A 13,176-nucleotide genomic window follows, 5' to 3' on the forward strand; every position below is an offset into this window, starting at 1 on the left:
TGCGCCTTGATAGGTTATTTTTAGGATAATGGCGTAGCCGGAAAATTCAGGCCGCACGCAGTTAAGATAGCAAATCTTAAATACTTTGTTACATGAATCAGTTAAATGTGTGAAGCACACCGTTTTAATCAGAATTTTTAATGTGCATGTAACATTTTTCGAGAGGGATCGCAGGATGAAAAAGGTCGGCGTAGTACTGAGCGGGTGCGGTGTTTACGATGGTTCTGAAATACATGAAGCGGTTCTGACGCTGCTGGCGCTGGCGCGCAACGGTGCAGAAGCGGTCTGTTTCGCACCAGACAAAACTCAGTCCGATGTCATCAACCACCTCACCGGTGAACCGCTGGCGGAAAGCCGAAATGTCCTGATTGAGGCGGCGCGCATCGCCCGCGGGCAGATCCGTCCGCTCAGTGAGGCCCATGGTGCCGAACTGGATGCGCTAATTGTGCCGGGCGGTTTTGGTGCCGCAAAAAACCTCAGTGATTTTGCCCACCAGGGCAGCGCCTGCCGGGTGGATAGCGATTTTAAAACCCTGGCGCTGCAGATGCATGAGGCCGGTAAACCGCTGGGCTTTATCTGTATCGCCCCGGCGATGCTGCCAGCCATCTTTGATATCCCGCTGCGTCTGACTATCGGCACCGACATTGATACCGCTGAAGCCATCGAAGACATGGGCGGGGAGCATATCCCGTGTCCGGTAGACGATATCGTGGTCGACGAAGAGAACCGAATCGTGACCACCCCCGCGTATATGCTGGCGGAGAACATTGCCGAAGCTGCGACAGGTATTGAGAAGCTGGTCACCCGCGTGCTGGTGCTGGCGGAATGAGATTGAAGCGTCCCCGATCCGGCTGGGTAAGGCGGATCGTCATTCGTGTCCTGGTGGTGATGGCGGTCTTCTGGGGCGGCGGCATCGCCTTGTTCAGCTTTCTGCCGGTGCCGTTTTCCGCGGTGATGATTGAACGTCAGCTGGGGAGCTGGCTGCGAGGCGATTTCAGCTATATCGCCCATTCTGACTGGGTGAGTATGGATGAGATCTCGCCGTGGATGGGGCTGGCCGTTATTGCCGCCGAGGATCAGAAATTCCCGGATCACTGGGGGTTTGATGTTGGGGCAATAGAAAAGGCGTTAGCGCACAACGAGCGTAATGAGAGCCGCATTCGCGGGGCGTCGACGCTTTCTCAGCAAACGGTGAAAAACCTGTTTTTGTGGGACGGACGCAGCTGGATGAGAAAAGGATTTGAAGCCGGACTGACGTTAGGCATCGAAACGGTGTGGAGTAAAAAACGCATCCTGACGGTATACCTGAATATCGCGGAGTTTGGCGAGGGGGTGTTTGGTGTCGAAGCTGCTGCCCAGCGCTATTTCCATAAGCCCGCGAGCCGTCTGTCGGCTTCTGAGGCCGCGCTGCTGGCCGCCGTGCTACCGAACCCCATCCGCTTTAAGGCCAGCGCGCCTTCAGGCTATGTACGCAACCGTCAGGCGTGGATCCTGCGCCAGATGCGGCAGTTGGGCGGGGAAGGATTTATGCAGGCCAATAAGCTGCATTAATCCTCATCAAAGCCGGCGTTGAACAGCGCAATGACTGCTGCCAGCGCCTCTTCTTCCTGTGGGCCGGTAGCTTCGATTTCGATCTGGCGGCCCTTGGCGGAGTCCAGCATCAGCAGGGCAATTACGCTGTTGGCTTCGGCTTCGGTGCCCTCGTCATTACGCAGCAGAACCTCCGCGTCAAACCCTTGCATCAGTTCAAATAACTTCATCGCCGGGCGTGCATGCATGCCCAGCTTATTGGTGATCTCAACGGTCTGCTTTACGGTCATGTTTTGCGTTTTTCCAGCGTACGATGACGGGACTGCACGTTTTTGCCGCGCGAGCGGAAATAGTCAGCCAGTTGCTCAGCAATATAGACCGAACGGTGTTTGCCCCCGGTACAGCCAATCGCCACCGTCAGGTAGCTGCGATTGTTTGTCTCCAGCATCGGCAACCAGAGTTCAAGGTAGCTGCGCGTCTGATAAATAAAGTTATGCACTTCCGTATGCCTGTCGAGGAACGCGGCGACGGGTTTATCCAGGCCGGTCATCGGACGCAGCTTTGGATCCCAGTGCGGGTTCGGCAGGAAGCGCACGTCAAACACATAGTCTGCATCGATCGGGATACCGTGCTTAAAGCCGAAGGATTCAAACACCATCGTCAGCTCGCGCTCGCGTTTGCCCAGCAGGCGGGTACGCAGCATTTCCGCCAGTTCATGGACAGACATTTCGGAGGTATCAACGATCAGGTCGGCGCGGGAACGCAGCGGCTCCAGTAGATCGCTCTCCTGGTCAATGGCGCTTTCCAGCGACAGGTTTTTGCTGGAGAGCGGATGCAGACGACGGGTATCGCTGTAGCGACGGATCAGCGTGTTGCGATCGGCATCAAGGAACAGCAGCTGAGGTGAAAACGCCTCCGGCAAACTGCTCATCGCCTGCTCAAAGATCTCCGGGGATTCCGGCATGTTACGCACGTCGATGCTGACCGCGGCGGAAATCTGCCGATCGGCCAGTGATTTCGCCAGCTCGGGCAGCAGCACTACCGGCAGGTTATCCACGCAGTAAAAGCCCATATCTTCCAGCGCTCGCAGGGCCACCGATTTTCCGGACCCTGAACGACCGCTGACGATCATCAGCACCATGTACCGTTTCTCCTCAGGACTACAGATGTCAACGCCATCACCCGATTACGCATCATCCTGATTGCCTTCCGTTTCCGTAATGATTTGATAAAGCTCCTCATCGCTCTGAGCCGCGCGCAAACGGCGACAGATGGTTTTATCCGCCAGGCGTTTGGCCACCAGCGAGAGGGTGTGCAAATGTGTTTTGGTCTGATCCGCTGGCACCAGCAGGGCAAACAGCAAATCGACAGGCTGGTTATCAATAGCATCAAAGGCGATAGGTGTTTCCAGCTGAACAAACACCCCTACAGCACGCAGGGTATCCTCTTCAAGTTTGCCATGGGGAATGGCGATGCCGTTGCCGATGCCGGTACTGCCCATTTTTTCACGGGTCAGAATCGCTTCAAATACCACTTGTGGCGGCAGGCTCAGCTGTTTTGCGGCCAGTTCACTGATGATCTCCAGGGCACGTTTTTTGCTCTGGCAGTGGACGGCACTGCGGGTACATTCCTGATTAAGGACACTGCTCAGTTGTAGAGTTGAATCGTTATTCATCATAATTTCACCTAAGCGCTAACTGTACAAAGGGCCCGTTGTGTTTCACAACAGGCCAACCTGCACCCGTTAACTGCCCGGACAATTAGTGTTGTTTCAGTTTATCTTTATGTTTGTTTAGCTGTCGGGCGAGCTTGTCAATCAAGCCGTCGATAGCCGCGTACATGTCTTGTCCTTCCGCACTGGCATGAATTTCGCCTCCGTTGACATGCAGGGTCGCATCCGAGATATGAGTCACTTTTTCCACTTTTAACACAATGTAGACCTGATTGATCCTCTCGAAGTACTGCTCAAGCTTGGCGAATTTTGTATTCACAAATTCACGCAGGGCCTCAGTAATTTCGACGTTGTGTCCAGTGATGTTGAGCTGCATAGTGTCTTCCTTATCGGTTGTGTCAGACCAGTTGTTTACGCTGGTTTGACGGCGGAATGGATAAAGACTCTCGATACTTCGCAACAGTACGGCGTGCCACCATGATACCTTGATCGGACAGCATGGTGGTTAACTTACTGTCGCTCAGTGGTTTCGCGGGGTTTTCCGCGGCGATCAATTTTTTCACCAGCGCCCGAATGGCCGTCGACGAGGCTTCGCCGCCGCCTTCGGTATTGACGTGGCTGGAGAAAAAATACTTAAGCTCAAAAATACCGCGCGGACTGTGCAGATACTTCTGCGTCGTCACGCGGGAAATCGTCGATTCATGCATCTCGACGGCCTGGGCGATATCGGCCAGCACCATCGGCTTCATAAATTCTTCACCCTGCTCAAAAAACGCCTGCTGTTGTTCGACGATGCAGCGGCTGACGCGCAGCAGGGTGTCATTGCGGCTCTCGAGGCTTTTGATCAGCCAGCGCGCCTCCTGCAGATTGCTGCGGATAAACTGATTATCCGAATCATTGCGCGAGCTGGTGCACATCGAGGCGTAGTGCTGATTGATTTGCAGGCGCGGGATGCTGTCGGAATTCAGTTCCACAACCCACAGGCCGTTATGCTTACGCACCAGCACATCGGGAATAACGTACTCGGGCTCGCTGGTCTGGATGGACTGCCCCGGACGTGGATCCAGCGACTGAATCAGATTAACCGCTTCTTTCAGGATCTCTTCTTTCAGGCGCGTTACGCGCATCAATGAGCGGAAGTCGTGGTTGGCCAGCAGATCCAGATGCTCGCTGACGATCAGGCGAGCCTCTTCCAGCCACGGCGTCTCTTTAACGAATTGCGAAAGCTGAATCAGCAGGCAGTCACGTAAATCGCGTGCTGCGACGCCAACCGGATCGAAACGCTGAACACGCTTCAGAACCGCTTCGACCTCTTCAAGATCGATCTCATCATCACCGATGCTTTCCAGAATGTCGTCCAGCGACACGGTCAAATAGCCGGTCTCATCGACGGCATCGACAATGGAGGTAGCGATGGCGCGATCGGTATCGGAAAACGGCGTGAGCTCCACCTGCCACATCAGGTAATCCTGCAGCGACTGGGTGGTCTCGCCCTGATACACCGGTAATTCATCATCCTGGTAGTCTGCGCGCGTGCCGGATGGCGTGCCGGCGGTGTAGATCTCATCCCAGCTGGCATCCAGAGGAAGCTCGTCAGGCATCTCTTTTTGCTCCAGCGCATCAACGCTGTCGAGATTTTCGGTGTCCTGAGTTTGCTGAGTTTCTACCTCGTCGTGAAGATCGGTTTGCTCAAGCAGGGGATTGCTGTCCAGCGCTTGCTGGAGCTCCTGCTGGAGTTCTAGCGTCGACAGCTGCAACAGACGAATGGCCTGTTGGAGCTGCGGCGTCATTGCCAGCTGTTGGCTGAGCCTTAATTGCAAACCTTGCTTCATGTTCAGAGCATTTTTCTCCGTTTACGCGAGACTGTACTTCTACCCTATCAGAGTCTGAAGTCTTCCCCAAGATACACGCGCTTAACATGATCGTCTTCGAGGATCTGCTGCGGTGTGCCGTGGGCAATCAGATGGCCCTGGCTGACAATGTAAGCCCGCTCACAGACCGCCAGCGTCTCACGCACGTTATGGTCGGTGATAAGCACGCCCAGACCACTGTCGCGCAGATGCTCAATAATTCGTTTAATATCAATAACCGAAATCGGGTCAACGCCCGCAAAAGGTTCATCGAGCAGAATAAATTTCGGGTTGGCTGCCAGCGCGCGGGCAATTTCCACACGGCGACGTTCACCACCGGAGAGCGCCTGACCCATGTTGTCGCGCAGATGTTCGATATGGAACTCTTCCATCAGCTCGTTGGCGCGATCCTGACGCTGCTCGGAGGTCAAATCGTCACGGATCTGCAGCACCGCCATCAGGTTGTCGAAGACGCTCAGACGGCGAAAGATCGACGCTTCCTGTGGTAGGTAACCGATACCGCGACGCGCACGTGCATGAAGCGGCAGCAGGCTGATATCTTCGTCATCGATGATGATGTTACCCGCGTCGCGCGGCACAATCCCTACCACCATGTAAAAGGTAGTGGTTTTACCCGCACCGTTAGGACCCAACAGGCCGACAATTTCGCCGGAGTTGACGGTCAAACTGACATCTTCCACTACGCGACGGCCCTTGTAGGCTTTGGCGAGATTCTTTGCAGTTAATGTTGCCATAACGAATTAGTTACTCTTTTTCTGTGCCGGGGCCTGAGTGTTGTTTTTGTCCTGCAGCTGCGATGGAACCAGGACGGTGGTTACGCGTTTGCCTTTTTCACTGAAGGCCTGCATTTTTTGCTCTTTCACCAGATAGGTGATCTTGTCGCCCTTGATGTTGCTGTCGAGCTGCTCCAGGAAGGCATTGCCGGTCAGCACCACAAAATCCTTCGCCAGCTCGTAGTGCATCTGGGAGGCACGGCCTTTCACCGGCTTACCGTTGTCCTGCATCTGGTAGAAGGTGGCCGGGTTGCCGTAGCCATCGATAATCTCTTTACCATCTTCCCCGCCAGGACGCGTCACCACTACCTTGTCGGCGTTGATTTTGATGGTGCCCTGGGTCACGACCACATTGCCGGTAAAGGTCACCACGTTGCCCTGCATATCGAGCGACTGCGTATCGGATTCGATATGAATCGGCTGCTCGGTATCACCCGTTACAGCAAGCGCAGGCAGGCTGACGGCCAGCAGCGCGCTGGCAATAACAAATTTAAGGCTGAGTTTGTTTGCTTGGAATTTCATAGGAGGTTCTAACCTTTTCAATCAGCTCTGCGTTCTTGCTGCGTAAGTTCCCGCGCATTCTCAGACCGCTGGAATTAAATGTGGTGCCGTATAACGTAACCAGATCCTGCGACGTGACATCCTGCGTCACAAGGTTAATCTGTGCGTTATCGGTTGTGATTTTGCGCAGCTGTGAGTCTGCGGTCAGCGCATTCACCTCAACATGACCATACAGATAAAGCATACGGTCATTCGTCAGTTTTGCCCGGTCTGATTTAATCGACCAGGTCGGCACTTTATTGGTATCAAACGTGGTCATCACCGGTTGGGTAAACCAGGAGACGCCCTGTTCGGAAAAATACTCAACATGCTGAGCGATAAGGCGATAATTCAAAGCCCCTTCCGGGCTGTACACCACGGTATCGCTATGATCGCTTCTGTATGTTGGATCGTTAGTATTGACCGCCGGCGCTTGTTCGTCGTCCTTGTCAGCGAGATTCACGCCAATCAGTACCAGTGCTACCAGCGAAAGCAGAATAATAACCCAACGTCTGGTTTTACTCATATCGATTGCCCTTTGGCCTCATCAAGCTTACCTTGCGCCAGCAGCAGCAGGTCGCAGACTTCTCTTACTGCGCCGCGGCCACCGTTGATACGGGTGACATAGTCAGCGCGCGGGATCAACAGCGGATGGGCATCAGCCACGGCGACGCTCAAACCCACTTCTGCCATCACTGGCCAGTCAATCAGATCGTCTCCGACGTAGGCGACGTTTTCCGGGGCGATGGCCAGTTTACCAAGTAAGTCCCTGAAAGCGACCATCTTATCGGATTGTCCCTGATAGAGATGGGTAATGCCCAGCGTTTCGCAGCGATCTTCTACTAGTTTAGCCTTACGCCCGGTGATGATGGCAACTTCTATGCCAGACGTGAGCGCACAGCGAATGCCGTAACCATCACGGACGTTGAAGGCCTTCAGCTCTTCGCCATTGTTGCCCATATAAATCAGGCCGTCAGACAGCACGCCATCGACATCCAGAATCAGCAGGCGAATGTTTTCGGCCTGCGACATCATCTGCGCACTGACCGGGCCGTAACAGGTTGCAAGGGATGCACCCGCATTAATCATTGTCTTATCCTTCATTACACTACGCCTGCGCGCAGCAGATCATGCATATGTACCACACCCAGCAACTGGTCGCCATCAGCAACCATGACGGAGGTGATATGGCGGGACTGCATCAGGTTTAATACTTCGACAGCAAGCAGGCCGGGACGCACCCGAATCCCCCCGGGGGTCATCACATCGGCGATACCCAGCTTACGAACATCTATACCCATATCGAACACGCGGCGCAGATCCCCATCGGTGAAAATCCCGTCAATTTTCATCTGATCATCGCAGATGACGGTCATGCCGAGGTTTTTACGGGTGATCTCCAGCAGCGCATCGCGCAGGGAGGCCTCTTTACTGACGCGTGGAATTTCATCCCCGGTATGCATGATGTCATTCACCCGCAGCAGCAATTTACGTCCCAGCGCACCACCCGGATGGGAGAGGGCGAAATCTTCGGCGGTAAAGCCGCGGGCTTCGAGCAGGGCGACGGCCAGCGCATCTCCCATTACCAGCGCAGCGGTGGTGCTGGAGGTCGGTGCCAGTCCCAGCGGGCAGGCCTCTTTTGGCACTTTGACGCACAGATGGATATCTGCGGCGCGCGCCATGCTGCTCTCAGGACGGCTGGTGATACAAATAAGGGGAACGTGGAGCCGCTTCAGCACCGGGATCAGGGCCAGGATCTCATTTGATTCACCGGAGTTGGATAACGCGATGACGATATCCTGCGCTGAGACCATGCCGAGGTCACCGTGCGCCGCTTCACCGGGATGAACGAAAAAGGCGGTGGTGCCGGTACTGGCGAAGGTGGCCGCCATTTTACGACCAATGTGCCCGGATTTGCCCATTCCCATCACCACGACTTTGCCGGTGCAGTGGAAAATTTTTTCACACGCGAGGCTAAAATCCTGATTAATGTATTGATCTAACTGCGCCAGACCTTCACGTTCTATCTCCAGAACTTCTTTTCCTGCTTTCTGAAAGTCAAAACCCGGCTGCAATTCTATTTGCGACATAATGCGTTTCCGTTTACCCAGAGAGAAGAGGCGAGAGCCAGTACAGCATCGCCATCCATACGATAAATCCCACCGTCAGCAGCGCGCCAGCGCCCTGACCAATCTGCCTTTTACGTCGCCAGCAGAGCAGGGCGAAGATAGCGCTGACTAACACCATCACCCCGTAATCCCGGCTGAACGCCAGCGGATTAAAGGCGCCGGGAGCAATCAGGGCCGGCAGACCCAGCACAATGGCAATATTGAAAATATTGGAACCGATGATATTACCAATCGCTATGTCATCTTCGCCTTTACGCGCGCCGGCAATCGCCGTGGCCAGCTCGGGGAGACTGGTGCCAATGGCAATCACCGTCAGGCCGATGGTTAATTCGCTCATGGCGAAGTAGTTGGCCAGCACCGTCGCATTATCAACGATCATCTGGGTCGCCATCGGCATGATGATCAGCGCCACCCCCAGCCAGAGCAGCGCAACGGGCAAATTTCCCTCACGCGGTAGCTCTGCAACCTGCTCAAGGGTCAGGGTGTCATTGCCCTGCTTTTCTGCCGCCCGGGCCAGCTTAACAATATAAAACAGCCAGATGACCGCCAGTGCCAGCAGGAAAATGCCATCGCTAAGCGTTAACTGCCCGTCATATAACACATAACCGGCCAGCAGACTGACAATTAACATTAGCGGTAATTCGCGTCGCAGAACATCAGAATGCACGCGAAATGGATGGAGCAGTGCAGCAAGTCCCAGGATGAGCAAGATGTTGACGATGTTGGAGCCAATGGCTGTTCCCACGGCGAGATCAACCTGATCGTGCAGCGAGGCGGCGACAGAGACGATAATCTCCGGCAGGGAGGTACCCACGCTGACCACCGTCATCCCAATAATCAGGGGGGGAACACCTAATAAACGACACAGAATTGATGCGGAGAACACCAGACGGTCGGCACTGTAGACCACCAAAAGTAAACCAATTATTAACAGTGCCGTTGCAAGAAGCATCAAAAGTCCTTTCTTCAGGTATACTCGCCGGTCCACCGAGAAAAAATCTCTGCCGCTGCATACTGTCTGTAGACGTAACGTATTCCTAATTTTGACTTTATGCGTTGTAAAAGTAAAACAAATGCCAGCTTTCGCTTACCTGCAGAGGTAATATTCTGTAAAAATGTTGGGTTTGCGGCGAAATCAGGCATCAAGCTGATCCTGAACCGGCAATAGAAAGGAAATGTACATGAGCCTGAATGGAGCGAATATAGTCGATGTCCGTGGCGTCAGCTTCACGCGCAGCAGCCGGGTCATTTTTGACAACATCTCTCTCACCGTGCCTCGCGGTAAAATCACCGCCATCATGGGCCCGTCCGGCATTGGTAAAACGACGTTATTGCGCCTGATTGGTGGGCAGATCCCGCCGAGCCAGGGCGAGATCCTCTTTGACGGCGAAAATATCCCGGCGATGTCCCGCTCGCGCCTTTATACCGTACGTAAACGCATGAGCATGCTTTTTCAGTCCGGCGCGCTTTTTACTGACATGAACGTCTTCGATAATGTCGCTTATCCGCTGCGTGAGCATACGCATCTGCCGCCGGAACTGTTGAAAAGTACCGTCATGATGAAGCTCGAGGCTGTCGGCCTGCGTGGCGCAGCCAAACTGATGCCTTCTGAACTCTCCGGCGGGATGGCCCGTCGTGCGGCCCTGGCGCGCGCGATCGCGCTGGAACCCGATCTGATCATGTTCGATGAGCCATTCGTCGGCCAGGATCCCATCACCATGGGCGTGCTGGTCAAACTGATCTCTGAACTGAACAGCGCCCTGGGCGTGACCTGTATTGTGGTCACCCATGACGTACCCGAAGTGCTGAGCATTGCCGATTACGCCTATATCGTGGCGGATAAAAAAATTGTGGCGCACGGTAGCGCACAAGCATTACAGAGTAACTGCGATGCCCGCGTCCGTCAGTTCCTCGACGGTATTGCAGATGGCCCCGTACCGTTCCGTTATCCGGCGGGCGATTATCATAAAGATTTATTGGGAATAGGGAGTTAAGCCACTCATGCTGTTAAATGCGTTGGCCGCTCTTGGACACCGTGGCATAAAAACCATCAGGACGTTCGGGCGTGCCGGGTTGATGTTATTCAATGCGCTGGTCGGGAAACCGGAATTCCGCAAACATGCCCCTCTGCTGGTTCGCCAGCTGTACAATGTCGGCGTGCTGTCGATGCTCATTATCATCGTTTCCGGCGTCTTCATCGGGATGGTGCTGGGGCTGCAGGGGTATCTGGTCCTCACCACCTATAGTGCGGAAACCAGCCTCGGTATGCTGGTGGCGCTCTCCCTGCTGCGTGAGCTGGGGCCGGTGGTTGCTGCGCTGCTGTTCGCCGGGCGTGCCGGGTCGGCGCTGACGGCAGAAATTGGCCTGATGCGTGCCACCGAGCAGCTCTCCAGTATGGAGATGATGGCTGTGGATCCGCTGCGTCGGGTGATCGCGCCGCGCTTCTGGGCGGGCATGATCTCCTTGCCGTTGCTGACTATCCTGTTTGTTGCGGTGGGGATCTGGGGCGGATCGATGGTTGGCGTACAGTGGAAAGGAATTGATGCCGGTTTCTTCTGGTCGGCGATGCAGAGCGCCGTTGACTGGCGTCTGGATCTGATTAACTGCCTGATTAAAAGCGCGGTATTTGCCATAACGATCACCTGGATTGCGTTGTTCAATGGCTACGATGCCATCCCGACGTCTGCCGGTATCAGCCGGGCAACCACCCGCACTGTTGTGCATTCGTCGCTGGCCATACTGGCTCTGGATTTTGTGCTCACCGCACTGATGTTTGGGAAATGAGTTCATGCAAACGAAAAAAGTAGAAATTTGGGTAGGCGTATTTGTTTTGCTGGCACTGCTGGCCGCACTGTTTTTAAGCTTCAAAGTGGCAGATGTCACGACGATCCGTACCGAGCCGACATACCGCATTTATGCCACCTTCGATAATATCGGTGGCCTGAAAAGCCGTTCCCCGGTGCGTATTGGCGGGGTCGTGGTCGGGCGTGTGGCCGACATCACTCTCGACGAGAAAACCTATCTGCCGCGCGTTGCGCTGGATATTGAAGAGCGCTACAACCACATCCCGGATACCAGCTCCCTGTCTATCCGTACCTCCGGCCTGTTAGGTGAACAATACCTGGCGCTGAACATCGGTTTTGAAGATCCCGAACTGGGAACGACTATCCTTAAAGACGGTGGCGTGATTCAGGATACGAAGTCAGCCATGGTGCTGGAAGATATGATTGGTCAGTTCCTTTACAACAGCAACAGTAAAGGGGGTGACGAGAATCAAGCTGCTCAGACACCTGCGCAGAGTGACATTACGCCGCCTGTTGGCACGACGAATTCATCTCAGGAGAAGTAATTCATGATTAAACGACTGTTAATGGTTGCCATGCTGATGATTGCCCCTTTGACTGCCGCTAACGCAGCCGATCAGAGCAATCCCTATCAACAGATGAATGAGGCGGCCAAGAAAACCTTCGATCGCCTTAAAAATGAGCAACCGAAAATTCGGTCCAATCCCGATTATCTGCGCGATGTGGTTGATCAGGAGCTGCTGCCGTATGTGCAGGTAAAATATGCCGGGGCCCTGGTGCTGGGTCGTTACTACAAAGACGCAACGCCAGCCCAGCGTGATGCCTATTTTGCTGCGTTTCGTGAGTACCTGAAGCAGGCTTACGGTCAGGCGCTGGCGATGTACCACGGTCAGACGTATCAGATTGCGCCGGAACAGCCGCTGGGTTCTGCCACCATCCTGCCTATTCGCGTGACCATCGTCGATCCGAACGGTCGTCCGCCAGTGCGTCTGGACTTCCAGTGGCGTAAGAACAGCCAGAACGGTAACTGGCAGGCATACGACATGATTGCCGAAGGCGTCAGCATGATTACCACCAAGCAGAACGAATGGAGTGACCTGCTGCGCACCAAGGGCATTGATGGCCTGACTGCCCAGCTGAACAGCATCTCGCGTCAGAAAATCACCCTGGACCAGAGCAAATAATGATGTCGCAGCTCAGCTGGACCCGTGAGGGTGAGACGCTGTTACTCACTGGCGAGCTGGATCAGGATTATCTGAATCCTCTGTGGGATGCGCGTCATGAAGCCATGCAGGGAATCTCCTGTATCGACCTTGGCGGCATTTCTCGCGTGGATACGGCAGGCGTCGCGCTGCTGGTTCATCTGGTGGCAGCAGGCAAAGGGCAGGGCAGGCAGGTGACGCTGGCGGGTGCCAGCGACAACGTCATCACCCTGGCTCAGCTCTATAATTTGCCGGAAGACGTATTGCCTCGCTAATTTTTTCAGTACGTTACTATCAAAAGCCCCGACTGTTTCATCGTCGGGGCTTTTTGCTTGTTTAAGACCGCGCCACTTTGCTCTAAGATGTTGGGCTTGTTTTCACACCAGATGATAGAGATCCCATGGAAAATCATGAAATCCAGACCGTGCTGATGAACGCACTTGCCCTCCAGGAAGCCCACGTCTCCGGCGACGGCAGCCACTTTCAGGTTATTGCTGTGGGAGAGATCTTTGACGGCATGAGCCGCGTGAAAAAACAGCAGGCTGTTTATGCGCCGCTGATGGAATATATCGCGGATAATCGCATCCATGCCCTGTCGATCAAGGCGTTCACCCCGACTGAGTGGGCACGCGATCGCAAACTGAACGGTTTTTGA

Annotated in this window: 19 protein-coding genes; 8 read left to right on the top strand and 11 right to left on the bottom strand. The window is 54.5% G+C overall.

Annotation, left to right across the window (positions count from 1 at the left end; genetic code table 11):
- Positions 1-175: 175 nt before the first annotated feature.
- Entirely contained in the window at positions 176-829 is a 654-nt protein-coding gene (gene elbB / locus LG383_RS21535; RefSeq protein ID WP_106994842.1) for an isoprenoid biosynthesis glyoxalase ElbB, read from the top strand.
- Positions 826-1,551 (top strand): monofunctional biosynthetic peptidoglycan transglycosylase, encoded by a 726-nt coding sequence (gene mtgA, locus LG383_RS21540; RefSeq protein ID WP_370635194.1) that lies wholly within the window; start codon positions 826-828, stop codon positions 1,549-1,551. Before elbB ends, mtgA begins: the two co-directional genes overlap by 4 nt.
- Here the strand turns inward: mtgA and npr are convergent.
- The 11 genes from npr to LG383_RS21595 form a co-directional block, all read right to left on the bottom strand.
- On the bottom strand, positions 1,548-1,820 hold the full coding sequence (gene npr / locus LG383_RS21545) for a PTS phosphocarrier protein NPr (RefSeq protein WP_047058971.1): 273 nt from the start codon (positions 1,818-1,820) through the stop codon (positions 1,548-1,550). The genes mtgA and npr overlap by 4 nt on opposite strands.
- Complete coding sequence (gene rapZ, locus LG383_RS21550) at positions 1,817-2,671, bottom strand: RNase adapter RapZ (protein ID WP_106994840.1); 855 nt, start codon at positions 2,669-2,671, stop codon at positions 1,817-1,819. Before rapZ ends, npr begins: the two co-directional genes overlap by 4 nt.
- Before the next feature lie 45 nt (positions 2,672-2,716).
- Complete coding sequence (gene ptsN, locus LG383_RS21555; protein ID WP_039031625.1) at positions 2,717-3,208, bottom strand: PTS IIA-like nitrogen regulatory protein PtsN; 492 nt, start codon at positions 3,206-3,208, stop codon at positions 2,717-2,719.
- Positions 3,209-3,290: 82 nt separating this feature from the next.
- Positions 3,291-3,578, bottom strand: a complete 288-nt coding sequence (gene hpf / locus LG383_RS21560) for a ribosome hibernation promoting factor (RefSeq protein ID WP_106994839.1) — start codon at positions 3,576-3,578, stop codon at positions 3,291-3,293.
- Positions 3,579-3,600: 22 nt separating this feature from the next.
- Positions 3,601-5,034: an RNA polymerase factor sigma-54 gene (rpoN, locus tag LG383_RS21565; RefSeq protein WP_106994838.1), complete on the bottom strand. Its 1,434-nt coding sequence runs from the start codon at positions 5,032-5,034 to the stop codon at positions 3,601-3,603.
- 47 nt (positions 5,035-5,081) lie between these two features.
- Positions 5,082-5,807 carry an LPS export ABC transporter ATP-binding protein gene (gene lptB, locus LG383_RS21570; RefSeq protein WP_106994837.1) on the bottom strand — a complete coding sequence of 242 codons (726 nt, stop codon included), beginning with the start codon at positions 5,805-5,807 and terminating at the stop codon, positions 5,082-5,084.
- A gap of 6 nt (positions 5,808-5,813) precedes the next feature.
- The gene (gene lptA / locus LG383_RS21575) at positions 5,814-6,368 is read right to left on the bottom strand and encodes a lipopolysaccharide ABC transporter substrate-binding protein LptA (protein ID WP_106994836.1); all 555 of its coding nucleotides are present in this window, start codon (positions 6,366-6,368) and stop codon (positions 5,814-5,816) included.
- Entirely contained in the window at positions 6,337-6,912 is a 576-nt protein-coding gene (gene lptC / locus LG383_RS21580) for an LPS export ABC transporter periplasmic protein LptC (RefSeq protein ID WP_225760111.1), read from the bottom strand. Before lptC ends, lptA begins: the two co-directional genes overlap by 32 nt.
- Positions 6,909-7,475, bottom strand: a complete 567-nt coding sequence (gene kdsC, locus LG383_RS21585; protein ID WP_106994894.1) for a 3-deoxy-manno-octulosonate-8-phosphatase KdsC — start codon at positions 7,473-7,475, stop codon at positions 6,909-6,911. Before kdsC ends, lptC begins: the two co-directional genes overlap by 4 nt.
- A 14-nt stretch (positions 7,476-7,489) precedes the next feature.
- Positions 7,490-8,476, bottom strand: a complete 987-nt coding sequence (gene kdsD, locus LG383_RS21590) for an arabinose-5-phosphate isomerase KdsD (protein WP_225760112.1) — start codon at positions 8,474-8,476, stop codon at positions 7,490-7,492.
- Between the two features lie 13 nt (positions 8,477-8,489).
- A complete protein-coding gene (locus tag LG383_RS21595) occupies positions 8,490-9,467 on the bottom strand; it encodes a calcium/sodium antiporter (RefSeq protein WP_106994833.1) in 978 nt (325 codons plus the stop codon).
- Positions 9,468-9,696: 229 nt separating this feature from the next.
- Between LG383_RS21595 and mlaF the strand changes: the two genes are divergently transcribed.
- The 6 genes from mlaF to ibaG all read left to right on the top strand — a co-directional run bounded on the left by mlaF (position 9,697) and on the right by ibaG (position 13,176).
- Entirely contained in the window at positions 9,697-10,509 is an 813-nt protein-coding gene (gene mlaF, locus LG383_RS21600) for a phospholipid ABC transporter ATP-binding protein MlaF (protein WP_106994832.1), read from the top strand.
- Between the two features lie 7 nt (positions 10,510-10,516).
- A complete protein-coding gene (gene mlaE / locus LG383_RS21605; RefSeq protein ID WP_225760113.1) occupies positions 10,517-11,299 on the top strand; it encodes a lipid asymmetry maintenance ABC transporter permease subunit MlaE in 783 nt (260 codons plus the stop codon).
- A gap of 4 nt (positions 11,300-11,303) precedes the next feature.
- Complete coding sequence (gene mlaD / locus LG383_RS21610; protein ID WP_106994830.1) at positions 11,304-11,864, top strand: outer membrane lipid asymmetry maintenance protein MlaD; 561 nt, start codon at positions 11,304-11,306, stop codon at positions 11,862-11,864.
- A gap of 3 nt (positions 11,865-11,867) precedes the next feature.
- Positions 11,868-12,503 carry a phospholipid-binding protein MlaC gene (gene mlaC / locus LG383_RS21615; RefSeq protein WP_166184231.1) on the top strand — a complete coding sequence of 212 codons (636 nt, stop codon included), beginning with the start codon at positions 11,868-11,870 and terminating at the stop codon, positions 12,501-12,503.
- Positions 12,503-12,796: a lipid asymmetry maintenance protein MlaB gene (gene mlaB, locus LG383_RS21620; protein WP_166184228.1), complete on the top strand. Its 294-nt coding sequence runs from the start codon at positions 12,503-12,505 to the stop codon at positions 12,794-12,796. Before mlaC ends, mlaB begins: the two co-directional genes overlap by 1 nt.
- A 125-nt stretch (positions 12,797-12,921) precedes the next feature.
- The gene (gene ibaG / locus LG383_RS21625; RefSeq protein WP_032614457.1) at positions 12,922-13,176 is read left to right on the top strand and encodes a BolA family iron metabolism protein IbaG; all 255 of its coding nucleotides are present in this window, start codon (positions 12,922-12,924) and stop codon (positions 13,174-13,176) included.

It is taken from the genome of Leclercia sp. Marseille-Q4284, from assembly GCF_916618945.1.
GTDB classification, from domain to species: domain Bacteria; phylum Pseudomonadota; class Gammaproteobacteria; order Enterobacterales; family Enterobacteriaceae; genus Enterobacter; species Enterobacter tamurae.

Excerpts from the sequence above, each read along its gene's own strand:
- elbB (WP_106994842.1), top strand. The coding sequence starts at position 176 with ATGAAAAAGGTCGGCGTAGTACTGAGCGGGTGCGGTGTTTACGATGGT.
- mtgA (WP_370635194.1), top strand. The coding sequence starts at position 826 with ATGAGATTGAAGCGTCCCCGATCCGGCTGGGTAAGGCGGATCGTCATT.
- npr (WP_047058971.1), bottom strand. The coding sequence starts at position 1,820 with ATGACCGTAAAGCAGACCGTTGAGATCACCAATAAGCTGGGCATGCAT.
- rapZ (WP_106994840.1), bottom strand. The coding sequence starts at position 2,671 with ATGGTGCTGATGATCGTCAGCGGTCGTTCAGGGTCCGGAAAATCGGTG.
- ptsN (WP_039031625.1), bottom strand. The coding sequence starts at position 3,208 with ATGATGAATAACGATTCAACTCTACAACTGAGCAGTGTCCTTAATCAG.
- hpf (WP_106994839.1), bottom strand. The coding sequence starts at position 3,578 with ATGCAGCTCAACATCACTGGACACAACGTCGAAATTACTGAGGCCCTG.
- rpoN (WP_106994838.1), bottom strand. The coding sequence starts at position 5,034 with ATGAAGCAAGGTTTGCAATTAAGGCTCAGCCAACAGCTGGCAATGACG.
- lptB (WP_106994837.1), bottom strand. The coding sequence starts at position 5,807 with ATGGCAACATTAACTGCAAAGAATCTCGCCAAAGCCTACAAGGGCCGT.
- lptA (WP_106994836.1), bottom strand. The coding sequence starts at position 6,368 with ATGAAATTCCAAGCAAACAAACTCAGCCTTAAATTTGTTATTGCCAGC.
- lptC (WP_225760111.1), bottom strand. The coding sequence starts at position 6,912 with ATGAGTAAAACCAGACGTTGGGTTATTATTCTGCTTTCGCTGGTAGCA.
- kdsC (WP_106994894.1), bottom strand. The coding sequence starts at position 7,475 with ATGATTAATGCGGGTGCATCCCTTGCAACCTGTTACGGCCCGGTCAGT.
- kdsD (WP_225760112.1), bottom strand. The coding sequence starts at position 8,476 with ATGTCGCAAATAGAATTGCAGCCGGGTTTTGACTTTCAGAAAGCAGGA.
- LG383_RS21595 (WP_106994833.1), bottom strand. The coding sequence starts at position 9,467 with ATGCTTCTTGCAACGGCACTGTTAATAATTGGTTTACTTTTGGTGGTC.
- mlaF (WP_106994832.1), top strand. The coding sequence starts at position 9,697 with ATGAGCCTGAATGGAGCGAATATAGTCGATGTCCGTGGCGTCAGCTTC.
- mlaE (WP_225760113.1), top strand. The coding sequence starts at position 10,517 with ATGCTGTTAAATGCGTTGGCCGCTCTTGGACACCGTGGCATAAAAACC.
- mlaD (WP_106994830.1), top strand. The coding sequence starts at position 11,304 with ATGCAAACGAAAAAAGTAGAAATTTGGGTAGGCGTATTTGTTTTGCTG.
- mlaC (WP_166184231.1), top strand. The coding sequence starts at position 11,868 with ATGATTAAACGACTGTTAATGGTTGCCATGCTGATGATTGCCCCTTTG.
- mlaB (WP_166184228.1), top strand. The coding sequence starts at position 12,503 with ATGATGTCGCAGCTCAGCTGGACCCGTGAGGGTGAGACGCTGTTACTC.
- ibaG (WP_032614457.1), top strand. The coding sequence starts at position 12,922 with ATGGAAAATCATGAAATCCAGACCGTGCTGATGAACGCACTTGCCCTC.